This is a genomic window from Pseudomonas sp. AC239 (assembly GCF_979258545.1).
On the sequence record NZ_OZ409864.1, the window covers coordinates 2,737,674 to 2,760,895 of the forward strand.

Below are 23,222 nucleotides of genomic sequence, written 5' to 3' on the forward strand. Positions count from 1 at the left end.
CATCTCAAGGCGAACCTTTCGCCTTGGCTCCTACGATAAAAACAAGTTCTGGAGACCAGCATGAACGCATCGCTTACGCCCAACGACACCACGCTGCAAAAGGTCAAACTGCTGATCGACGGCGAATGGGTCGAGTCGCAGACCACTGAGTGGCACGACATCGTCAACCCGGCCACCCAGCAAGTGCTGGCCAAGGTTCCGTTCGCCACCGCCGCTGAGGTCGATGCCGCCGTCAGCGCCGCCCAGCGCGCCTTCCAGACCTGGAAACTGACGCCGATCGGCGCGCGGATGCGCATCATGCTCAAGCTGCAAGCGCTGATTCGTGAGCATTCCAAACGCATCGCCGTGGTCCTCAGCGCCGAGCAGGGCAAGACCATTGCCGACGCCGAGGGCGATATTTTCCGTGGCCTGGAAGTGGTCGAACACGCTTGCTCGATCGGCACCCTGCAAATGGGCGAGTTCGCCGAGAACGTCGCCGGCGGCGTCGACACTTACACCCTGCGCCAGCCGATCGGCGTCTGCGCCGGCATCACGCCGTTCAACTTCCCGGCGATGATTCCGCTGTGGATGTTCCCGATGGCGATCGCCTGCGGCAACACCTTCGTGCTCAAGCCGTCGGAACAGGATCCGCTGTCGACCATGCTGTTGGTGGAACTGGCCATTGAGGCTGGCGTTCCGGCGGGCGTGCTCAACGTGGTTCACGGCGGCAAGGATGTGGTCGATGGTCTGTGCACGCACAAGGACATCAAAGCCGTGTCTTTCGTCGGTTCGACCGCTGTCGGCACCCACGTGTATGACCTGGCCGGCAAGCATGGCAAACGCGTGCAGTCGATGATGGGCGCGAAAAACCATGCCGTGGTGCTGCCCGATGCCAATCGCGAGCAAGCGCTGAATGCCTTGGTCGGTGCCGGTTTCGGTGCCGCCGGGCAGCGCTGCATGGCCACTTCGGTAGTGGTGCTGGTCGGTGCGGCGAAACAATGGCTGCCGGATCTGAAAGCGCTGGCGCAGAAGCTCAAGGTCAACGCCGGCAGCGAGCCGGGCACCGATGTCGGTCCGGTGATTTCGAAAAAGGCTAAAGCGCGGATTCTCGAACTGATCGAAAGCGGCATCAATGAAGGCGCCAAGCTTGAACTGGACGGTCGTGACATCAGCGTGCCGGGTTATGAACAAGGCAATTTTGTCGGCCCGACCCTGTTCTCGGGCGTGACCACCGACATGCAGATCTACACCCAGGAAATCTTCGGCCCGGTGCTGGTGGTGCTGGAAGTCGACACGCTTGATCAGGCGATTGCGCTGGTCAACGCCAATCCGTTCGGTAACGGCACAGGGCTGTTCACCCAGAGCGGTGCGGCGGCGCGTAAATTTCAGACTGAAATCGATGTCGGTCAGGTCGGTATCAACATCCCGATTCCAGTGCCGGTGCCGTTCTTCAGCTTCACCGGTTCACGCGGTTCGAAACTCGGCGACCTCGGCCCGTACGGCAAGCAAGTGGTGCAGTTCTACACGCAGACCAAAACGGTCACGGCGCGCTGGTTCGATGACGACAGCGTCAACGACGGCGTGAACACCACCATCAACCTGCGCTGAGGATTCGATCATGAAAATCGCATTTATCGGGCTGGGCAACATGGGCGCGCCAATGGCGCGCAACCTGATCAAGGCCGGCCACTCGTTGAACCTGGTCGACCTGAACAAAACCGTGCTGGCGGAACTGGAACAACTGGGCGGCACCATCCGCGTTTCGGCGCGCGAGGCGGCGGAAGATGCCGAACTGGTGATCACCATGCTCCCGGCCGCTTTGCACGTGCGCAGTGTCTGGCTGGGCGAAGAGGGCGTGCTCGCCGGCATTCGCCAAGGCGTGCCGGCGGTGGATTGCAGCACCATCGATCCGCAGACCGCCCGCGACGTTGCAGCGGCCGCCGCCAAACACGGCGTGGCCATGGCCGATGCGCCGGTCTCTGGCGGCACCGGCGGCGCGACGGCCGGGACCCTCACCTTCATGGTCGGCGCCACGCCGGAACTGTTCGCCACCCTGCAACCGGTGCTGGCGCAGATGGGCCGCAACATCGTGCATTGCGGTGAAGTCGGCACCGGCCAGATCGCCAAGATCTGCAACAACCTGCTGCTGGCGATTTCGATGGTCGGCGTCAGTGAGGCGATGGCGTTGGGCGATGCGCTGGGGATCGACACCGGCGTGCTGGCCGGGATCATCAACAGCTCGACCGGCCGTTGCTGGAGTTCTGAGATGTACAACCCGTGGCCGGGGATCGTTGAAACGGCGCCGGCTTCGCGCGGGTATACCGGCGGGTTCGGTGCAGAACTGATGCTCAAGGATCTCGGGCTGGCGACGGAAGCGGCGCGGCAGGCGCACCAGCCGGTGGTGCTCGGCGCGGTGGCGCAGCAGTTGTATCAGGCAATGAGCCAGCGCGGTGATGGCGGGAAAGATTTCTCGGCGATCATCAACAGCTATCGCAAGCCGCAGTAATCGCGATCAGCCCTTTGTGGTGAGGGGATTTATCCCCGTTGGGTTGCGCAGCAGCCCCCTGGATTGTGTCAGGCAAACCGAGTGCTCAGGGTTTGCGACTGCTGCGCAGTCGGGCGGGGATGAATCCCCTCGCCACGGGTTTTAGCAACGCCGGGACATTTGCCGGGAAATCACGTCGGGTGATTTCCCGGCTTTTTTGCATCAGGCGAAGACGAAGTATTTGCGCACGGTCTCCACAACTTCCCACGTGCCCTTCATGCCTGGCTCAACCACGAAGATATCGCCGGCGCGCAGGTGGATCGGCGCCATGCCGTCCGGGGTGATCACGCAGTAGCCTTCTTGGAAATGGCAGTATTCCCACTTCACATAATCGACCCGCCACTTGCCCGGCGTGCAGATCCACGTGCCCATGATCTTGCTGCCGTCTTCGCTGGTGTAGGCGTTGAGGTTGACGGTGTGCGGGTCGCCTTCGAGTTTTTCCCATTTGCAGGCGTCGAGTACCGGCAGCGGGTGGGTGTCGCGCAGAACGGTGATAGGGGCGGTCGCGGTCATGGGGACTCCGGGCAAGTGATTTGAGATTGAAGCCGCACCCTATAGCGCCCGGTTGCCGCTCAGTTGTCTGGGGTCGACATCGGAGTGCTCAGAAACGCGCGCAGCGCTGAGCGCTTGTAACAGTGCCTGGGCATAACCCGGCAGCGCGGCGAAGTCTCTCGCACAGAGCAATAACCTGCGGCGCGCCCACGGCTCATTCAGAGTCACGCACTTGAACTGTTCGAGCATCGCGCGTTCGACAGCGGCCAACGGCACGATGGCCAGGCCGGCACCACGGGCGACCATGCGCATTGCGCCATCAAAGCCATCGGCGCGAATGCGCACCTGCATTCGCGCGCCGCTGTGCAGCGCCTGTTCTTCCAGATAGATCGCCAATGCGCTGTCGGCGCTGAGTCCGACGAAGTCGTGCTGCAACGCGTCGCTGAAACTGACCTCGGCGGCGTCAGACAACGGATGATCGAGCGGCAGAATCAGCACCAGCGGATCGTCGCGAAACGCTTGAGTCTGTAAGCCGTTGGTGTCGACCGCGTCGGAGACGATGCCCAAGTCCGCTGCGCCTTCACGCAAGGCATGGGTGATCCGCGCGCTCGGCAGTTCCGTTAGATCGATATCGAGGTTGGGATGGCTGCGCAGGAAATCGGCGAGCACTTCCGGCAGGTACTCGGTGATCGCCGTGGTGTTGCACAACAGTCGCACCTGACCTTTCACGCCTTGCGCGTAATCGGCAAGGTCCTGCTGCATGCGTTCGGCCTGTTGCAGAAGGATGCGCGCATGCCGGGCGAGGGCCTTGCCGGCAGGCGTCGGGGTGACGCCACGGCGGCCGCGCTCGAGGAATTCGGCGCCCAGCGAGGCTTCCATCGCGCGGATTCGAGCGCTGGCGGCGGCGAGGGATAAGTGGCTGCGGGCGGCGCCGGCGGTGATGTTGCCGGTGTCGAGAATGTGCAGGTAGAGGCGCAGGTCGGTGAGGTCGAAGTGCATGGGGTTTGCCTGTGGTTTCGCGGTGGCTGGGCTGGCCCTTTCGCGAGCAGGCTCGCTCCCACAGGGACTTATGTACAGCGCAGATCCCGTGTGGGTGCGAGCCTGCTCGCGAAGAGGCCAGATGCCTCAACGCCGATGTCAGCCTCTTGCAAAGGAAGAGGCTGCCTAAGTATATGGCAGATTTCCCCCCAGCTCGGATCAGTGCACATTACCCCAATGCACACACTGACCGACTTCTACCAAACCCTGGGCCTGACACTGTCCCTGCTGGTCATTGCCACCTTCTTGCTCGCCGGCACGGTCAAAGGCGTGATCGGCCTCGGCCTGCCCACCGTTGCGATGGGTCTGCTCGGTCTGGCTATGGCGCCGGCGCAGGCAGCCGCGCTGTTGATCATTCCGGCGACCCTGACCAACCTCTGGCAACTGGCCTTCGGCGGTCATCTGCATGGATTGATCAAACGGCTCTGGCCCATGCTGCTGATGATCTTCCTCGGCACCGGCATCGGCACCCTGTGGATCGGCATGACCGGCGGCCATTGGGTGGTGCGCGGACTTGGCGCGGCGCTGTTGCTGTATGCATTGAGCGGACTGTCTCTGCCGACTTTGCACGTCAACCCGCGACATGAACGCTGGCTCGGCCCGCTGTGTGGCCTGATCACCGGCGTCATCACCTCCGCCACCGGCGTCTTCGTGATTCCAGCGGTGCCGTACTTGCAAGCGCTGGGGCTGAGCCGCGATGAGCTGGTGCAGGCGCTCGGCCTGTCCTTCACCGTCTCGACCCTGGCGCTGGCCGCTGGGCTGCTCTGGCACGGCGCACTCGGCGGTGGCGAATTGAGCGCCTCGCTGCTGGCGCTGATCCCGGCCATGCTCGGCATGTGGCTTGGCCAATGGTTGCGTCAGCGCATCAGTGCGGTGCTGTTCAAGCGGGTGTTCTTTATCGGACTGGGCACGCTCGGCGCCCATTTGCTGATCAGCGGCTAGCCGACGATTCGCTGAGCATGTCGATCGGGCGGATATCGAAATCGCGCTCCAGATAGTCCATGCGCCTGGCGAAAAACGCTTTCATGTGCGGCAAAGCCGAGTGCACATCCAAGTGCGCCTGGCTGGCCCAGATCTCGTAGAAGATAAACAGCGTCGGATCTTCCTTGTCGCGCAGCATGTGGTACTCGATGCAGCCCGGTTCGGCGCGGCTTGGCTCGACGTAAGCGCGGAACAGCGCTTCGAATTCGGCGGCTTTTTCCGGGCGGGTCTTGGCGTGCAGGATAAAACCTTGGCGTTCACTCATCACAACTTCCTCAAAAGCAGAAAGCGGCGATGCTACGGCAACAATTGGCGATCGATTCGTGCGTTTTGATCAAATGTATTTTGCGTCGATGTGGCTGTTTCCGCGCGAGATCGATGGTTAATCTGCCGCCATTCCAATTCCTGTTTCAATCCAGCCTTGAAGGCTGCGCCGAGGTTTTTCGATGAAAAAAGTCCTGCTGCTCAATGGCGGTAAAAAATTCGCCCACTCCGATGGCCGCTACAACACCACCCTGCACGAAACCGCGCTGAGCGTGCTCGATCGCGGCGGTGTCGACGTCAAGACCACGTTTATCGACGAGGGCTATGACGTTGCCGAAGAAGTGGCCAAGTTCCTCTGGGCCGACGTGATCATTTATCAGATGCCGGGCTGGTGGATGGGCGCGCCGTGGACGGTGAAAAAGTACATCGACGAAGTCTTCACCGAAGGCCACGGCAGCCTCTACGCTAGCGACGGCCGCACCCGTTCCGATGCTTCGCAGAAGTACGGCAGTGGCGGTCTGATTCAGGGCAAGCAATACATGCTGTCGCTGACCTGGAACGCGCCGCAGCAAGCCTTCGATGACCCGACTGATTTCTTCGAAGCCAAAGGCGTGGACGCCGTGTACTTCCCATTCCACAAGGCCAACGAGTTTCTGGGCATGACCGCGCTGCCGACCTTCCTGTGCGTTGACGTAATGAAGCGTCCGAACATCGACAATGATGTGGTGCGCTATGAGCAGCATCTGACTGAGGTGTTTGGCCTCAAGGCTTGAGGCTTTCAGGCTAATATCGGGGTCACAGCAAAAGATCGCAGCCTTCGGCAGCTCCTACAGGGGGAATGCATTCCAATGTAGGAGCTGCCGCAGGCTGCGATCTTGGCGATTTCAAAGAGGGAACCCGTGAAAGCCAGATCCGATGAGTTGCAGATTTTCGTCTGCGTGATCGAGTGCGGTTCGATTTCCGCCGCCGCCGAGCAGGTCGGCCAGACGCCGTCGGCCGTCAGTCGCACGCTGTCGAAGCTCGAAGCCAAGCTCGACACCACGCTGATCAACCGCACCACGCGGCGCATGGACCTGACCGAGGAGGGCAAGTATTTCTTCGAACAGGCCAAATTGATTCTCGACCAGATGGATCAACTCGAAGAACGCCTGTCCTCGCGCCAGCAAACTCCGTCCGGACGCCTGCGCATCAACGCCGCCTCGCCGTTCATGCTCCACGCCATCGTTCCCTACATCGACGAATTCCGGCAGCTCTACCCGGACATCCAACTCGAACTCAACAGCAATGACCTGATCATTGACCTGCTGGAACAAAGCACCGACGTCGCCATCCGCATCGGCACCCTCGCCGATTCGACGCTGCATGCGCGTTCGCTCGGTTGCAGTCCGTTGATGATCGTCGCTAGCCCTGCTTACCTGAAAAAACACGGCGCGCCCCGGCAGGTCGCAGACCTGAGCGAACACACGCTGCTCGGCTTCACCCACAACGAAGGCCTCAACCAGTGGCCGCTGCGCTATGTGCATGGCGACCGCTGGCCGATCAGCCCGGCAATCAGCGCTTCCAGTGGTGAGACCGTTCGCCATCTGGCGCTGGAAGGGCAGGGCATTGCCTGTCTGTCGCACTTCATGACCATCGACGACATCCGTGCCGGGCGCCTGAAAGTCCTGCTTGGTGAATTCAACAGCGGCTACCGTCAGCCGATCAACGCCGTGTACTACCGCAACTCGCAACTGGCGTTGCGCATCCAGTGCTTCCTCGACTTTATCCAGAGCAAACTCGCCGCCTACGCCAGCGCCGAATTCAAGGGCTGATTCGTGATCCCTGCGCAAGAGTGAATTGGCCTGTGGCGGGTTTTTCGCCGGGGTTTATCGGTCGATACTCGCTGCATCACTTATTCACGCAGGGAGTTTCTCCATGAACGTATTCGTTACCGGCGCTGCCGGTTTTATCGGCGGTTCCATTGCCACCGGTCTGGTGCAGGCCGGGCACAAGGTTACTGGTCTGGTGCGCAGCGCCGAGCAGGCTGACGAAATCAAAGCGTTGGGCATGCATGCGGTAATCGGCACCCTTGATGACAGCCAGTTGCTGGCGCAACAGGCGCGTGCTGCCGATGCCGTCATCAACGCTGCCAGCAGCGATCATCGCGGCGCAGTTGAAGCGTTGCTCGACGCTTTGCGCGGCTCCACTAAAGTCTTTCTGCACACCAGCGGTTCGAGCATTGTCGGCGATGCGTCTGGCGGCAAATCCAGCGACGTCATTTACTACGAAGACAACCTGCCGGAACCGACCGTCGATAAAGCCGACCGCGTTGCCATCGACAATCTGGTGCTCGCGGCGGCGCAGGATGGCGTGAACTCGGCGGTGATCTGCAACACGCTGATCTACGGCCACAGCCTGGGAGTGAAACGCGACAGCGTGCAACTGCCGCGACTGCTCAAGCAGGCGCGTAAAAGCGGCGTGGTGCGTCACGTCGGCAGCGGCCAGAACATCTGGTCCAACGTGCACATCGAAGACGTCGTCGCCCTGTATCTGCTGGCGTTGACCAGGAATGTGCCGGGCACGTTCTACTTTGTTGAAAGCGGTGAAGCCTCGTTCATCGACATGACCACCGCCATGGCCGAAGCCCTCAATCTGGGCAAACCGCAAGACTGGCCATTGCAAGACGCCGAAGCCGAATGGGGCTATGAAATGGCCAACTACGGCCTCGGCTCCAACAGCCGGGTACGCGGCAAACATGCCCGCGAACTGCTGGGCTGGGTGCCGAAGCGTACGTCGGTGGTGGAATGGATTCGTCGAGAAATGGTGTGAGCGGCATCTTCCGATGCTGCAAGGGGCATCGGGCAGACGAATCTGCCCGATGCTGCCAAGCCCTGCGCCATTGTCTGAGCCGGTACAGGGCGTTCTCCGATTAACCGGAAATATGCCTTCGGCGAGAGGTCCCGGTGTGGCGCCCTAACGGCAGGATGCCGGTGGCAACAGTGACAATGTCAGGGATGATGCCAGTGCAGTTGCCACAAGCCGGGAAATCCTGATTGAGTCCAGGGTTAGTCAGTTTCTGGACAAAAACGACGCTGTCCGACAGCGCTCGTTTGAAGCCCGACGAATCGAACTTTCCGTCCCTGAGAGGCAATTTATTGGCAATGTCGTTGACGGTCTGCACGTCAGCATGCAAGCCGGCAACGCCTGCGCGGATCGGGATTTCGGGATGTGCCCGAACATGATTCATGATCAGTTTCATTGTTTCCGGATGCAGAATCACCCCGTTGCGTTTGTACTCTTCACGCAGGGCCGACTTGAACTGTTTCCTCGCCGTCACCGAATACGAACCCAGATCACCCGTGGGCAGAAAGTCATTGTCTTTCCTCGATTGCGGATCCTTGCGAACGCCTTCAAACGTTGGAATCTGCAGATTCTGGGGGATTTTTGTCGGCATTGAGGTAATGCCCGGAAAAACATTGTTTCCCGATGGGCTGCCTTGAAAATTATGAAAAGTAGCCATTTCCGAAGAAGCGCCGCGCATGACGTAACTGGCATGTGCGATGTATTTTTTCAGGTTTTTTCCGCTGGGCGGGCCAGGGTCGGACTCGGATCGCTTATGCGCTTTTTTTCTGGATTTGGCCTTGGCCTTCGGCTCGGGCGGAGCATTTTCGGCTTGCGTACCGGTCAACCACCGGGTTTTTGCCGAGAACCTACCGTAGGAAGTGTTCGGTTGATCGACCAAATGAGCGAGAGGGGCTCGTTCGATCGCGCTGGCGGGAATGTCCAGATGGTTCAACGATTCGTACTTCTGCAGGCCGCCGTGATCGCTGTACCTGATCGGGTTGTTGCCCACCATGCAAAACAGGTTCAAGCCGTCGACGGTTCCGGCCGGGTCCGCACTGATCCAGCGTTGCAACCAAGGGGCGTAGTAGCGGTGTCCGTAGTAATAAAGACCGCTGCTGTCGCGTTCCTTGCCCGAGTGGCGCACCGTTGTGTATTGCGCCTCGATGACTGACCGCGCGGCGCTCCAGGCGGTACCTCCAAAAGGGTAATAAGCTTCCTGGCTGATCAGATTTGCGTCGTCATCAAGCTCCAGCATGCAGGATCCACAGGGTTCGTCCAGGCTATAGCGCAGTTGCTGGCGCGGGCTCATGGCTGCAGGCTTGCCCTCGGTCCAGTGCAGATAACGGATGCTGCAACGACCAGCCTGCAGAGTAATGACTTCCAGGCGCTGTTTGTTCTGTGAACGCAACTCCAGTCCCGGCAGATAAACCACTTCATCGCGATGGGTAAGCGTTCCGCCGTGAAACGTGCGGGATTTGCGCACTCGCTGGCCGCTGCTGTCGTAGGTGTAGCGCTCCTCATCATTGACGCCGTTGGCACGGCTGACCAGTGTCACGCCAGCCAATTGGCCCAAGGCATTCCATTGCAGCGGCTGACCGGGCTGCAAGGTCAGCAGATTTCCATGGACATCCGAGTTCATGACCGTGTCGGTGGCCGGGTCGCCCTGGTTCCAGGCAACAAGACGATTGCTGTCTTGGGCGATGTTCAGGGTTCTCGTGTATTGATTGCCATCGCGAACATGGCGCAACGTCGTCAGGTTGCTGCCCGTGTCGTAAGCAAAATGCTGGGTGTAGTTGAACAGCTCTCCGACCCCGATGGTCATGCTGGCTGCGGGCACCAGTTTCGGCTGGGTGATTGCTGCCTGTGCCTCGCGGCCGGTGGCACTGGTCAATTGGTAAAGGCTGTCATAAGTGAAGCGGCTGACGGCCTGTACCTGTTGATTGTTCGCGAAGCTGGCGGGCTGTGCCTTGTCGGTGATGGACAAGACGTTGCCCACTGCGTCGAAGACATACTGCAAATCCTGCAGGAGCCGGCCAGCCTTCGAGGCACTCAGCTCACAGAGGCGACCGCTGGCCATATCGTACTTCGCGCGATTGATCACGCCGTTTGCCGCCCGTTGGGACTGGATCTGCCCGAACGCGTTGTACTCGATGTCGCTGATGATCACGCGTTCGACGGGCTGGTCGGCGACTTTCAGATGCAGCGTTTTGAGCTGCCCGGCGACATTGAAGCTGTAGCGTTGGCTGTGGCCTTTCGCATCGGTCTGTTTGAGCGTGGTACCGCTGCTGTCGTACTCCCAGCGTGTGGTGTGGCGTCGGTCCTCAAGCAGGGCGTCACGTTGTTCGACGGTGTCTGGCCAATCGGGCAATTGTGCAGCGATCAACAGTTGCCGTGTCTGGTCGGACGGTTCTGCGCACAGCGCGTAGGCATTGCTCGACAGCGTGCCCGCACTGTCATCGTGACGCACCAGCCGGCCGCAGCAATTGCGCTGTGCGGAGTCGGCAGAACTATCACCATAGGTGAAGCGTTCGGCAACGCGCATGGCTTGACCGGGCGATTGTTCATCGACCCTCACAGGGCGTAACTGCCGATCATATTCCATGTTCCAGACGTGGCCGTGTTGATCCCAACGCCTGCCAGCCTGGCCGGTGGCCTGAGCGAGCGAAAGACTCCATCCGGAATCGACGCAGACAACGCCCAGTGGCGTGCCGGTCAGCGAGTACGACATTGTGCGATTAGGCGTCAGTTTTCGTGCGTCTTGTCTGGCATCCCATTGCTCGATCAGGCGCCCGGCAGTGTCGTAGGTTTGCCGCGTGACCCTGGGAGTTGCGGGTACCTGCGACTCACTGCTGCGGTAATAAGCGACGTGGCGCACCATCAGCCCACGGCTGTCGACGACGCTGACGTCAGGTGTGTTGTTGTGCAGGCGGGCGCTCATGCTTGCACTCCTTTGGAGGTGGCGAGCAGCACTTCCTCAAGGGTGTCGTTCTCGTCTTCCATGACTGAGTACCAAGGGTGATAACGGCGGCGACGCAGGTATGAAATCGCGCCCTGCTTTGCCAGAAGTGTTTTGGTCGGCCGGCCCAGTGCGTCGTAATGCTGAAGGTCGTAATGGTCCAGTGTGCGCATCGACGTATCGTTGACGTAGCAGTGCCGATCGGCGAAATACGGTCGATAGATGCGGATTGGCAGGCCCTTGCAGTTGTATTCCTGCCTGCCGGTGACGCACCAGCGTGTGGTTGTGGCGCGTTCCTGCGCGACATCGTTCTCGAGGACGAGCCGGTTGTCGTCGCCGACGAAGTAGGCCATTCCCGGATCGACCTTCTGTTTGCTTTGCAGCTCCCGGCCGAAGCCATCAAGGCACGTCAGGGAAATGCGGATCTGCTGCTGATCGCCGGGATAACGGTCCGCACTCAACATGGCGGTGTGCACGGGCTCGCGATGTGCCTGCGTAATCAGTGCTGCAAGCTGTCGCGCGTCACCGTTGAGCCGAGCGCCACTGGTGGTCAGTTCGCGGGCGCGTGTGCAGATGTGGCCGTCGGGCAACAGTAGTCCCTGTGCTACGCAGCGCTTGAACCATTCACTGTCGCGCCGTGCGTTTTCGTCGATGCGGCCCATCCAGCTGAACACATCGCTGGCGGCGATACTTGCAGCGTTCTGCAGTGCGCCCTGCGGATCGGCAATGACGCTCGACGGTGTGAGCGCGTCCGGTCGTCGGTAGCTGCTCAAACTGGCGAATCCGACCGGTCGGCCCTGCTCGGTTCCATGCACACTGCTGGCAATTACCTGACCGAAAGGGTTCACCAGCACTTCATTGATATTGCCATTGGCGTCGGTGATCTGCGTTGGCGCCATCACTCGATAATCGTAACTGGCCCGGGTGGTGCAGCCATCCTCCTGACGAATGCCCAGCACACAGCAGTGATACGCATCATGCTCTACGGTCACCCGACCCTGGAGTGCGGTGGCTTGCAGGGACTGGGGTTTATGGAAGCCTTTTCCCGAGGCTACGTTCACGAAACCGCTCCTGACCGACCAGAACCTGTCTTGCGTCCCGGCGGGCGCGAGCCAGTCGGTCATGCGCTCATAGCCAAAACGTGTCATCAATGCGTCGTCTGGCTGGAGATCGGGCGCCAGCGTGTCGAAAGCGCGCAGAGCAGATTGATCAAACTCAGCTGTTTCGACGTAGGCGCCAATGCCGGCAAATTCAGCCACGCCGTCGGGCAATACAGCGCCGGTCCGGGCGTTTTGATAGCGTTGTACCGACAACCTGGTCAACACGCCTTTCTTCGCAACGCCAGAGCCGATGAGCCATTTCTCGAACTTTTCGTAACTGATGTCGCTTGGCTTCAGCCCATCGACCGCCGTTGACTTGCCAGCTTCGTATGCCTGGCTGCGCTGGCGCCAAGGCAGGCCGAGACGCCAGCCCTGCGCGTCGGTGAGGTGAATGTATCGGGCACGGTTCTCACTGATGTAGAAGCGCTGTTGCGCCGGGTCGTGGGCATCTTTCCACCATTGGTATTCATGGCTTTGATCGAAGGGGGCGGTGTCACTGGCGGTCAGGCGTCGGGCGTAATGGATCTGGAAACTCTGCTCTATGGCGCCGAACCGGTCCCGGCGGGTATTGATCGTGTGCACGCATTGCGGATCTGCAACGAAGCCGTCGTAGTTGTAACTGATCGATTCGAGTTCCAGGGGCAGTACCCGGATGTGGTCTCGCGCAACCTTTTGAGGGGTCAGCAGGCGCACTTGGTAGCGGTGTTCTTCAACCTGCAACAGCTTGCGCGATTTCGACCCGGCGCCGAGATCAAAGACCTCGCGCCGCAGCAGGCGGCCGCACAGGGCTCTGGCAATCGCCCGGCGGGTAGCCTCATCGCTCGCTTCGACGGCGAGTTCTTCTTCTCCCTCATACCGACTCACATAGACTTTGCCCAAGCGCTGCGCGTCTTTGTCGGACGCGTCGTAGCCGCGGCGCGACGGCTCGCCTGGCTGGCCGGTATGAAACCATTGGCGGGTCCTGCCTGGCGGCATGAGATCGGCGCTGGACAAGGCTTCGCTGCTGTTTTCGATCAGCAGTCCGAATCCGCGCAGTTGCCGCTCCTTGCTGTCGTAGTAGCCCTGGCGGTAGCTGAAACGTTGAGTCAGCTGGTTTTCAGTGATTTCATCCCGTTGCGTCTGGCTCCTGACCAGATGCAAGGCAAAGGGCAAGTGGCAGGTCAGGTCGACCTTGTTCCCTTTCATGCGCTCGGTTTTTTCGTCCAGCCATTCCTGCGCGGAACTGCGGTAAGCGATGCTCGTGGACTGTCCCATGTTGTTGTTCGAAGTGGTCAGAAGGTAGGGCTTGTGCTGGACGAAGTCATAGCGCCAGTGATGTGGAGAATGGCCAGGCGCATGGATCACCAGGCTGGAGCAGCCCAGACCACGGGTGTCCACCAGATCGACACGGCACAGATCATCGAAGCGCCAATTCTCGGGCCAGGCCAGTGTCACTGCTGAATCGAAGCCGTGGCCGGCGCGATTGCTGAAGATCAGCGCGTGTTCGGCTGTCAGGTAAATCAGATCTGCCGCGCCCGAACCGTCCAGATCCGCAAGACGGATGCGCGAGGCGTCGAAGGATTCCCGCGCACGCCCCGGCCAACGCAAAACCCGACCCTTGCCAAAACGTCCGCGGCCCAGGTTTGGCCACACTTTGATTTCATTGTGACGGATGCGTACCAGATGCTGCTGGCCGCTGCCAAGCAAATCGCTGAACGCGACCAGCTCCTGCTTCGAATGGCTGAAAACCGGAAGGTTATCTTCGTCAGCGGAGCGGGCGACTTCATGGGCAGCGCCGAACCCGTCACTGCGCTGGTTGGCGTACAGCCGGATGCTGCGTGGCCCGATCACTGCCAGATCGGCCAAGCCTGCGCCCATCAGATCGGCTTGATGTGCCTTGTCGTTGAAGAAGTCCAGAGGAAACGAATCGAAAGCGCTGAAACCGGTCCACGAGCGATTCGGCGCCATGGAGAAAAAACCGCTCATGGCCGGTTGCGCAATGACCCAGTCCAGGCGTCCGTCACCGGTCAGGTCGGACAGCGATTGTCGGGATGTTCCGTTCAACACAGGCATGGCGGGCAGAAGCTGCCCTTCGCCGTAAACGACTTGTTCGCTATTCGGTTTGCCGCGCAGCGGCTCACGGTAGCGCCAATGATCATGCTGCTGGTAGAGCAACCCTGGCAGGCCTTCGCCATACAGATCGACCCACTCCATCTGGTGGCTGGCCACTTTGGGCATCTGGCTGAAAGGCTCCCAGGCAGAGGGCGATGGTCGCAGTGCAAATTCGCTGTAAGTGAACTCCACAGGCGGATGACTCTCGGGCGCCGGCCCGTCAGCGAATGCCTGCTGATGAGCTGCCGAGAGCAAATGGTAACCCGCCTCGGTCTGCCGGTAGTCGAGCAGCAAGCGCCGGACCAACTGCGGATCCTCACCCAGTTCGTTGGGGAACCAATGGAACATCAGAATCTGCCGGCACAAGCGCTTCGTGCGCAACTCAAAGCCGTACGCGTAATCAAGAACGTGATCGTCGCGATTGACCGCATTGCCAGAGGCATAATCGGGTTTTTGCGAATACCCGGTATCGCGTCCTCCGTAGTCCAGTATCAGTTCAAAATGCCAGCGCACGGCCTCCAGACGCTTGGGACGCCACAGATACAGGTGTTGCTGGGATTTCTCGTTGCCATAGCAGACACGGCTCAGATAACGCTGTGCCGTTGTTTTTCCATCTTCAATGTCGGTCTGATAGTCATAGAAAATGTGCTCGCCTGAAGCGTTGACGCTTTCCTGCAACAGCCATTCACCGACCCGCAGTGGATCCGCAGGGTCGGCCCGTCGTGCGATGGCCTGACGGCCGAACAGGTGAAGGGTTCCGTCGGCACCATGAACCAGCCAGAAGCCGGCGCGGTCATCGTCGGCAGACCAATGTTCAATCCGGTCGAAAGCGCTTTCCACGCGAGCCAGATAGCGCGTAACCGCATAGCTTTTTTTTAGATCGAGGTCGTTGTACCGATCTTGTTTGCTCGATTCTGCCGGATACCACTCGACGCCGTCGGGGCCGGCGATTTCGTCCTTGCTGGTGTAGGTCGGCACGCCTTTGGCGGTCACGCGCGTCACCGCCGGTGTCGGCAGGCTCCAACCGATGCCGAACACACCGTTGCCTGCCGAACTCGAGTAGCCCAGGGTCAGGGACGGGTCAAACCCGCGCCCCGTCGAAATCGGCAACCCCAGCTGGAAACTGGAAGCGCCGGTCGGTCCGACAGGCCCCCAGCCTTTACCCACGCTTTGAATGGCGCCACCGCCCTTGGGCAACGCGGGAATATTGATGGACAAGGGCTCCGGGCGGCTCACTGCTGGCCTCCTGCCGACCTGGCCGTGTAGTTGATGTGTATGAGCACGTCAGTCAGCGAGTCGATGAAAGTCGTTTGCCCATCCTTATCGGACAGGCACAGCCGCCAACTGGAAATGGCGCCAGTGAATTCGAAGGGCAGGTAGCGCTCATCGTTGAAATTGAGAGTGAACAGGCCGTTATCGTCAATACCGGTCGACAGCGCAATGATTTCGTTGACCCGTTGGTTTCTCAGGATGGAGTCTGTTGCTGAGGTCAGTTGGACTTCGCTGGAGAGTTGCATCAGGGTCGCCCGGACGTTCTCGTACGGAGCGAGAACTGCCGGGAAGGAAACGCTGATGGTTTTGATCCGGCGCAGATAGTGATTGCTGTAATCCTGTTCGAACAGCTCTTTTGTGAGTTCGAAATCGCACTTGCCCGTGGATTTGAAAGTATTCAGGACGCTGTTCCAGTCTTCTTTTTTCCCGGTTTTGAGCTGATGCAACGACACGGTTTTGCGAATCTCCAGTTCCCGGTGATTGCGCCGCAAGTATTCAGCCTGCATTTTCATCAAAGCCAGCTTCAGGTGCTCTCCGGCTCCAAGCCCACGCTGATTGTTTTGCCAGGTGCCTTGCGGCAGGAACGTTGTGTTGAAATCTGCAATCTCGTATTGCCACGCGGCCTGCGCGTCCTGGCACAGCGCCAGTGTCATGTCGTAGGCCTGGCTGTAAAGAGGAGCAAGCTGCGTACCAAGCCACTGATACAACTGCGCCTGGGTGAAGCGCCTGCTGAGGAACTCGTGGTTGCTCCTGGCTTGGGACAATGTTGTCTGGGCCTGGCGAATCAATAACTCTGCGGCTTTCTGTTGTTCTTCCATCGATGTCAACTGGGAGGCAATCTGGGTCAACTCCAGTGCGGCCTGGTCGCGCGCAAGCGTCCATTCCTCACGTCGTCTACTGAACTGCGCCGTACGATCCAGATGGCTGGCTGCGGTTCGGTCAGCGGCCGCTCCGCCTTGGGCGAGTGCGGTCAAGGCATGCAGCGCGCCTTCCCAGCGCATGCCGCCATTGGCGAGGCCGAAGGTGTTTGGCGCCAGCATCAACGCGCCGGCACCGACCTGGGAGGCTAACGCCAGCTGTTCGGCTACACCGCTGCGCAAGTACAACTGACTGGCGCTGGCCTCCTCGACACTGAGGTCCTGTTTGAGCAAGCTTTCAAAATGTTCAAACCGCTGCTGCACGATTGTTTTGCCCACTAGCAGCGCTTTGTGATTCTGCTGCTCGGCGCGCAATGCCTGCGTCTGCAAGTCAACCGACAGCGACGCCAGTGCCCAGGCTTGCTGCTGCTGCACCTCCTGGAGTTGCGATTGTTCCTGACGCTCTATCAGCGACAGCAGCGTAATGCCGAACTGGATCAGGCTATCAACGGCGCTCAGCGCCTGCCCATGCATCACACTGAAGCGATAATGCGGGATCTGCGTCGAGGCAAAAGACGATCGCGTACCGCTCTCGCCACCGACGTTGCCGGCCTGCAACAGCGCGCGCGGCTCTTGAGGCGATTCGTACACGCGAACGGGTTTGCGTTTACCGGCGATGTCCAGACCATGCCTCAAGTTGTACAGGCGACTTTCCACCTGATCCCAGCGCTTGAGCAATTGCGGGTGGAAGGGAATATGCAATCCGGGTTTCGGCGAGATCTTGTCGTTCACGCCAAGATCCTGTTCAGGCTGATCGGTTACCAGTTCGCCCAGTGTGATGCTTTGCCAGAGGGCGTTACGCCGGTTGATCACTGGCCGAGCGCCGAGCAGATGTTGCGCTTGCAGATAGAGTGACTTCGCCTGGTCAAGGCTCTCGGTTGTCAGGCGGCGATAAGCCTCGTCAGCGCGATTGAGCAGTATGTCGACATAAAGAAAAAACACGGCCTTGCGAAAATGCACGCGATGGCTGAGCGCGATCTGATGCGGGTCATACGGATTGTTCTGCGCATAGGAGGGCTCTTCGACAGGACTCAGGGGTTCTGACTTCCAGTGCTGTGGCTGGCTAGCCTTGTCCTGCCCCCAAGGATCGAAGAGATAATTGACCCAGGTCATCGCCTCTTCGTAACGGTGCTCGGTATTCAATCGGGTCGCGACCACCCATGGCACGTATAAAAACAGTTCTGTGAAGTACTGGCCGTAAGCGCCATGAAAATCCAGCGCCTGCGTGGGGGATGAGCTCGGCGCGGAAAACTCGGATTTCGGTGAGTCGAGGTTGAACAGTTCGTCCAGACTGTTCTCCGCGCGCCGGATCATCTCGGAGGCGAAACCGGTATTGAGGCTGATCTGGTCATCAGCGTCTGGAGACGTTTTGCTGGCGTCGGGCTTGTACTGCAAAGTCTGCGACGACTCTTTAGTGGCAATCTTCCAGTCAGTGATCTTGTGGTTTTTCGCCATCAAGACTTCTCGGAGTGAAAGGAAGTCGATCGTAAGCTTCAATTGCTTCTTTACATCATCCTCCTTTGCACCGTTCTCCTTTGCATCATTTTCTGCGGTAGTTCCAGCGGTTATCGAAACCGAAAAATTCTTATCGATATCGCCAGTCAGGCTTTTCGCACCCAACGCAATTCCTATGGCGATCTTATCGTTCAGCTCATAAGCGTAGATTTCGACGTATTGATTGAATCGCTCTGGTGTTAGGGCGTTCCAGATGCTCTCAAAAAAACGTTCAAGGCAGGTTGCCGGCAGGCTCCAGTTCCCGTCGATTTTGCGCCATGCATAATTGAGTTTCAGCTGCGGGTTGCTCTTGCCCGTTGCACTTTGATCTGCAAGCTGGCCGGGGTGCTGACGGTAACTTTCTGCCCAGAATATGAATAACCGATTGTTGAACCAGACGGGCCGAATGGTATGTTCGATGGCGTTCTGTGAAATCGGTACATCGGCTTTTTTCCATTGGCTCCAGGCCTGAGGTTCAGGACGCTGGCGCTTTTTCTTCCCTTCGCCGATCAGCTTCTCAGGTCGCTGCGACATATCGAGCGAGCGCCAATAGTAGCGATCAGCTGTGCGTGATTTGGCCAGCAGATAACAAACACCGTTAGTGACGTCATCGCCATCAATATAACCATTGAGGATTTTCAGGTTCGCCACTTCCTCAAAGCGCGTGAGGTAACCCAGTATCGCTTTATGCGCGGTCGCAGCGTCGAGCCGACCCTGCGTCAAGTCGTTTTCCAATTGGCAGAAATTTTCGCTTTTATCGATCCGCAATGCAGGGTCGAGATAGAGCGACGGGAAATACATCAGTTGCTGGTGGGCTGCCCAAGTGGAATAGTGGCTCAAAATATTGTGCCACGAGGAACGCTGCTCCTCGGTCGGCGAATGATCAGAGGAATGACGAGTCATGATCAGTTCGATGTAGTGTTGAAGACTGGATATCGCGAAGCTTACCGGCGTCGTCGAGACATCGTGACTGACGAATGGGTCCAACAGGAAGTTATCGTAAAGCGTTTCAGCAGAAGTGTTTTTCGTTGGTCCGTCTTTCAGATGAAGGTAATAGGCTACCTGAGCATCGCGCAGGCCTTCCTCCAACTGCTTTTCCATATTCAGGGTGTTCATGTTCAGTTCCTTAAACATTTGCGGCGTGAAGAAGTTTGGCTGCGACGGTGCTCCATTCGTCCATTGAGCTTTCGTTATCCAAAGCCAACGTTTCATGCAGGCTTTCCAATGCAAGCCCAGCGCTTTTGCAGACTTCAAGGTGACGCGTGACCCAATCCAGTTGCTGCATGTTTTCAACACGCTCCCGGGATAAAGGCTGGGTTAGGCTGCTCAACGAATACTTGATATCAAGAAAGTCTGTCAGCGCTTCATTGGCTTTGTTTTTTTCATCGGTGGAGGCGATGTCTAAGTAACCTAGAAGATCTCCGCCTGCTCTCGCGTTGCCTCGGCTGTAATTGGCAAAGCGTTCAAGGCAATAGAAGTCTTCCAGTGCAAATACGTTGTTCCAGCCTGATTTCAGCAGCTGGGGCGTATTCAACAGCTTTAGCAATACGTCGCTGCTCAGGTTTAATGTCTGGCAGATTTCAGCGGCGGCCAGTGATTGTTTCAGCAGCAGGATTCCCCCGGCTCTGATTTGCGTACATAGCGCCTGTTCGCTGGTGTTGACCATTTTCATGACGCAGGGAATGTATTGCGCCGAAAGCCCGGCGACGTCCTGCAGCATTTGCTGCACGGCAAGCCTTTGTGGTTCTTCAGCGCTGGCATCGCGCATGGCTCTTATCGCAGCGATATGCGTGGGCAGCGTTTCACGCGCAAAAGGAACGCGCTGCCCGAGCATGCGTAACAGTTGCGCGGCAGTCAGGCCGGCGGATCGCAACCATGCCATTACTCCGTCCAGTGCCATCAGCAAATGGAGAATGTCCGGTTTGTCATTGCCTAATTTTCCGGATACCAGCAATTCCTTGAAGGCTTCGCCTCCCAATACATTGACCAACTCGACGCATTCGAGCGGGGACAAACCAAACAGCTTTGCGATGCGCGCCTGGCGATAAAGCGATGAAGCGGTCTGCAAGTTTTGACGCAGGTTTTTCGAATATGTTTTGCTTAGTTTCGCCATCTGCTTGAGCGAATGGTACGAAATCCCGAGATCCATTCCTTCGGCAAGAGAGGCGATAGTTGCTTCCATCTCTCCCCCCTCTTGTTGGAACAAATTGGCCGTCAGGGAATTGCGACGCAAAACACGATCAGACAACGGCGTGCGGCCGTCGACCGAGTGGGTAGGTAACCGATACAGCAACGCGGCGAATTCCTCTGCCTCAATCCCGTAATGTAGTTTGAAATATTGATAAACACCCAAGGCGCGCAATGTGGACGTACTGATGAATTCATCACTGCCATCACTGCCATCACTGCCATCGCTGGAAATTGCGTTGCAGACCAATGTGTCGAGATCCCCCAGCGAGATTTTGCTCCATCGATGCAAGCGTATTATTCGCTGGAGGCGATCAAGGGCGGTAAACAAGTGTGCATTGGCATTTTCGTGTTCCAGACAAATGTTTTTCAGTTCGCTGCCCTTTATATCTTCCACGACAGGATGTGAATTTTGTGACGGGTATGATTTGCTAACTTGAAGGTCCAGGAGCTGCTTGATTTCCGATGGTGAGCAATGGGTTTGAGAAGCGAACAGGTCCAGCGGGTAACGCCCGTCGTTTATTTCGGATCTGTTGACTACAGTGTTTGCTGTGCCTGTCGGGATATCTGACCGGTCGATATATTCTGCGAGCTTGACGGTGAGGACTTCGATTTGCCTGTTGCTCAGATTCGACATCTTTAGCTGGGCTTTGCAAAGCTCTTTTGTCTTCAGGTTTTCGGAATCCGCAACATGGCAATGTGGCCATTCAAACCGCAATTTGTAATCCAGAATGCCCAGTCCCAGATTCTTCGCGGCGAGCGCTACCACACATTGCTGGTGAGCGTGATGGTAGGGGAAATAAAGGGGCTTAGTCTTTTTCGACATTATCTCCAATGCTTGCTTGCGGCTGACGTTTTTTGCATCGTTTGTTATTTTTCGGCCCAGTACATTGTTGACGAGTTTCAATGTCGAGAGTGATTCAAAAACAGTGCTGGCATCTATCTTTTGCTCGGCGATATCCGGACGAAGGTCTGTTATTTTTCGCCCGGGTTTAGCTTTCGCGTCGAATTGCTTGGCAAACAAGTACAACGCGCGCAGATAAGCAACTGGAGAATCGATCGAAGCGATATCGTCATGAGCGCAGAACTCCCCCCAGTTTTCTTTGAACAGATTGTTATAAGTTGTCTCGATTTTTGTCAGGTCGCGCTTGTTTCGTGTTTTATCTGTCTCGTCTGTCTTGTCAGCTTTGTGCAGTTGGCGCTCCATTTGTTCCCGCGTCATTTGCCGGGCAGGACTGCTGGCATAAGCCAAAGTCCAAGTGTCTGCCGTTTCGCAAGTCTTTTTGAGTATGTCTGATTCTCTTGTACTCATGATCTATTCGCCGGTTAGTGCTGTGAGTTGTCGTGGCGGCGAACATAACTTAGTCCAAAGAATTTTAGGTGTAGGAATATTCTCTGCTGAGGGTAAGAAGAAAAAAACTTGAACTAAGTGGTTTGTAGGAAAAGTTCTGAAAGGATTGTTCTGGCTCGGTATTCAGGACGTTTTATTCGACTTTAGCTAGTTGTTTGTTACCGGACGTGCGCTGCCATCGTCGGCGCGAATGTTTATAAGAAATTTCGATGGCGAAAATGGATGGGGGTGATTTTCATAAAACGCGACTTGGCATATCCATTAGCGACACACCTTATCTCTCCACGAAAATTATTTTCATGCGGTTTGAAATCTCTTTCTCGAAATGATTTATGAGTTTCACAACCCATTCGAACGTGACCCTTTCGAGGAGTACCGCATGACGCCTTCCTTCGGCTATTGGCTGCTGGTCTATGCCGCCGTGGCCATCATCGCGCTGATCGTGTTGATCGCCCGTTACCGGCTCAATCCGTTCATTGTCATCACCCTGATTTCCCTGGGCCTGGCGCTGGTGGCCGGGATGCCGCCGTCGGCGGTGGTCGGTGCGTATGAGGCTGGCGTCGGCAAGACGCTGGGGCATATTGCGCTGGTGGTGGCGTTGGGGACGATGCTCGGGAAGATGATGGCCGAGTCCGGTGGGGCCGAGCAGATGGCGCGCACGCTGATCGAGCGATTCGGCGAGAAGAACGCGCATTGGGCGATGGTCTGCATCGCTTTTCTGGTCGGGCTGCCGCTGTTTTTCGAAGTCGGTTTCGTATTGCTGGTACCGATTGCCTTTACCGTGGCGCGGCGCGTCGGCGTGTCGATTCTGATGGTCGGGCTGCCAATGGTCGCCGGCCTGTCGGTGGTGCATGCGCTGGTGCCGCCGCATCCAGCGGCGATGCTCGCGGTGCAGGCCTATCAGGCCTCGGTCGGGCAGACCTTGCTGTACGCGATCACGATCGGCATTCCGACCGCAATCATCGCCGGGCCCCTGTACGCCAAGTTCATCGTGCCGCGCATTCAATTGCCGACGGACAACCCGCTGGAAAAGCAATTTCTCGACCGTGAACCGCGCGATAAACTGCCGGGTTTCGGCATTACCATGGCGACCATTCTGCTGCCGGTGGTGCTGATGTTGATCGGCGGCTGGGCCAACCTGATTTCCACCCCCGGCAGCGCGTTCAATCAATTCCTGCTGTTCATCGGCAACTCGGTGATCGCGCTGTTGCTGGCGACTTTGCTGAGCTTCTGGACGCTAGGAATTGCCCAAGGTTTCAACCGCGAATCGATCCTCAAGTTCACCAACGAATGCCTCGCGCCTACCGCCAGCATCACCTTGCTGGTCGGCGCTGGCGGTGGCTTGAACCGGATTCTGGTGGATGCCGGCGTCACCGATCAGATCGTTGGCCTCGCCCATGAATTTCACCTGTCGCCGCTGATCATGGGCTGGTTGTTCGCCGCGCTGATGCGTGTCGCCACCGGTTCGGCAACCGTGGCGATGACCACCGCATCGGGCGTTGTCGCGCCGGTGGCCATCGGTCTGGGTTATCCACACCCTGAGCTTTTAGTGCTGGCGACCGGCGCAGGCTCGGTTATCTTTTCCCACGTCAACGACGGCGGCTTCTGGTTGATCAAGGAATACTTCAACATGACGGTCGCGCAGACGTTCAAGACCTGGACCGTGCTCGAGACGCTGATCTCGCTGGTCGCGTTCGCGCTGACCGTCGGCCTTTCCTACCTGCTGTAACCG

Annotated in this window: 14 protein-coding genes; 7 read left to right on the forward strand and 7 right to left on the reverse strand. The window is 58.2% G+C overall.

Going from position 1 to position 23,222, the window contains the following annotated elements:
* The first annotated feature begins 60 nt into the window (after positions 1-60).
* On the forward strand, positions 61-1,587 hold the full coding sequence (locus ACZ0AZ_RS12390; RefSeq protein WP_463537464.1) for a CoA-acylating methylmalonate-semialdehyde dehydrogenase: 1,527 nt from the start codon (positions 61-63) through the stop codon (positions 1,585-1,587).
* A gap of 10 nt (positions 1,588-1,597) precedes the next feature.
* Positions 1,598-2,485 carry a 3-hydroxyisobutyrate dehydrogenase gene (mmsB, locus tag ACZ0AZ_RS12395; RefSeq protein ID WP_310408239.1) on the forward strand — a complete coding sequence of 296 codons (888 nt, stop codon included), beginning with the start codon at positions 1,598-1,600 and terminating at the stop codon, positions 2,483-2,485.
* 201 nt (positions 2,486-2,686) lie between these two features.
* Here the strand turns inward: mmsB and ACZ0AZ_RS12400 are convergent, their stop codons facing one another.
* Positions 2,687-3,037 carry a cupin domain-containing protein gene (locus tag ACZ0AZ_RS12400; RefSeq protein ID WP_016770579.1) on the reverse strand — a complete coding sequence of 117 codons (351 nt, stop codon included), beginning with the start codon at positions 3,035-3,037 and terminating at the stop codon, positions 2,687-2,689.
* 39 nt (positions 3,038-3,076) lie between these two features.
* Positions 3,077-4,015, reverse strand: a complete 939-nt coding sequence (locus ACZ0AZ_RS12405) for a LysR family transcriptional regulator (RefSeq protein ID WP_130000078.1) — start codon at positions 4,013-4,015, stop codon at positions 3,077-3,079.
* Between the two features lie 216 nt (positions 4,016-4,231).
* Between ACZ0AZ_RS12405 and ACZ0AZ_RS12410 the strand changes: the two genes are divergently transcribed.
* Complete coding sequence (locus ACZ0AZ_RS12410; protein ID WP_039759650.1) at positions 4,232-4,996, forward strand: sulfite exporter TauE/SafE family protein; 765 nt, start codon at positions 4,232-4,234, stop codon at positions 4,994-4,996.
* Here the strand turns inward: ACZ0AZ_RS12410 and ACZ0AZ_RS12415 are convergent.
* Positions 4,986-5,300, reverse strand: a complete 315-nt coding sequence (locus ACZ0AZ_RS12415) for a putative quinol monooxygenase (protein WP_039759648.1) — start codon at positions 5,298-5,300, stop codon at positions 4,986-4,988. The two genes, ACZ0AZ_RS12410 and ACZ0AZ_RS12415, sit on opposite strands and share 11 nt — an antisense overlap.
* A 181-nt stretch (positions 5,301-5,481) precedes the next feature.
* Between ACZ0AZ_RS12415 and mdaB the strand changes: the two genes are divergently transcribed.
* The 3 genes from mdaB to ACZ0AZ_RS12430 all read left to right on the forward strand — a co-directional run bounded on the left by mdaB (position 5,482) and on the right by ACZ0AZ_RS12430 (position 8,107).
* Entirely contained in the window at positions 5,482-6,072 is a 591-nt protein-coding gene (gene mdaB / locus ACZ0AZ_RS12420; RefSeq protein WP_016771795.1) for an NADPH:quinone oxidoreductase MdaB, read from the forward strand.
* A gap of 126 nt (positions 6,073-6,198) precedes the next feature.
* Positions 6,199-7,110, forward strand: coding sequence for a LysR family transcriptional regulator (locus tag ACZ0AZ_RS12425; protein WP_039759645.1), 912 nt, complete (start codon positions 6,199-6,201; stop codon positions 7,108-7,110).
* A gap of 103 nt (positions 7,111-7,213) precedes the next feature.
* Positions 7,214-8,107 (forward strand): NAD-dependent epimerase/dehydratase family protein, encoded by an 894-nt coding sequence (locus ACZ0AZ_RS12430; RefSeq protein WP_310408221.1) that lies wholly within the window; start codon positions 7,214-7,216, stop codon positions 8,105-8,107.
* A gap of 100 nt (positions 8,108-8,207) precedes the next feature.
* On the opposite strand, the gene ACZ0AZ_RS12435 is transcribed toward ACZ0AZ_RS12430, so the two are convergent.
* From ACZ0AZ_RS12435 to ACZ0AZ_RS12450, 4 genes are all read right to left on the reverse strand, one after another.
* Complete coding sequence (locus ACZ0AZ_RS12435; RefSeq protein ID WP_240783236.1) at positions 8,208-10,505, reverse strand: RHS repeat-associated core domain-containing protein; 2,298 nt, start codon at positions 10,503-10,505, stop codon at positions 8,208-8,210.
* A gap of 551 nt (positions 10,506-11,056) precedes the next feature.
* The gene (locus ACZ0AZ_RS12440) at positions 11,057-15,505 is read right to left on the reverse strand and encodes a SpvB/TcaC N-terminal domain-containing protein (protein ID WP_463570857.1); all 4,449 of its coding nucleotides are present in this window, start codon (positions 15,503-15,505) and stop codon (positions 11,057-11,059) included.
* The gene (locus ACZ0AZ_RS12445; protein ID WP_463570855.1) at positions 15,502-19,068 is read right to left on the reverse strand and encodes a Tc toxin subunit A-related protein; all 3,567 of its coding nucleotides are present in this window, start codon (positions 19,066-19,068) and stop codon (positions 15,502-15,504) included. The genes ACZ0AZ_RS12440 and ACZ0AZ_RS12445 overlap by 4 nt, the downstream gene beginning before the upstream one ends.
* A gap of 10 nt (positions 19,069-19,078) precedes the next feature.
* The gene (locus ACZ0AZ_RS12450; RefSeq protein ID WP_463572204.1) at positions 19,079-21,451 is read right to left on the reverse strand and encodes a Tc toxin subunit A; all 2,373 of its coding nucleotides are present in this window, start codon (positions 21,449-21,451) and stop codon (positions 19,079-19,081) included.
* Positions 21,452-21,869: 418 nt separating this feature from the next.
* On the opposite strand from ACZ0AZ_RS12450, the gene ACZ0AZ_RS12455 reads away from it, so the two are divergent.
* Complete coding sequence (locus ACZ0AZ_RS12455; RefSeq protein WP_130000087.1) at positions 21,870-23,219, forward strand: GntP family permease; 1,350 nt, start codon at positions 21,870-21,872, stop codon at positions 23,217-23,219.
* Positions 23,220-23,222: the final 3 nt, after the last annotated feature.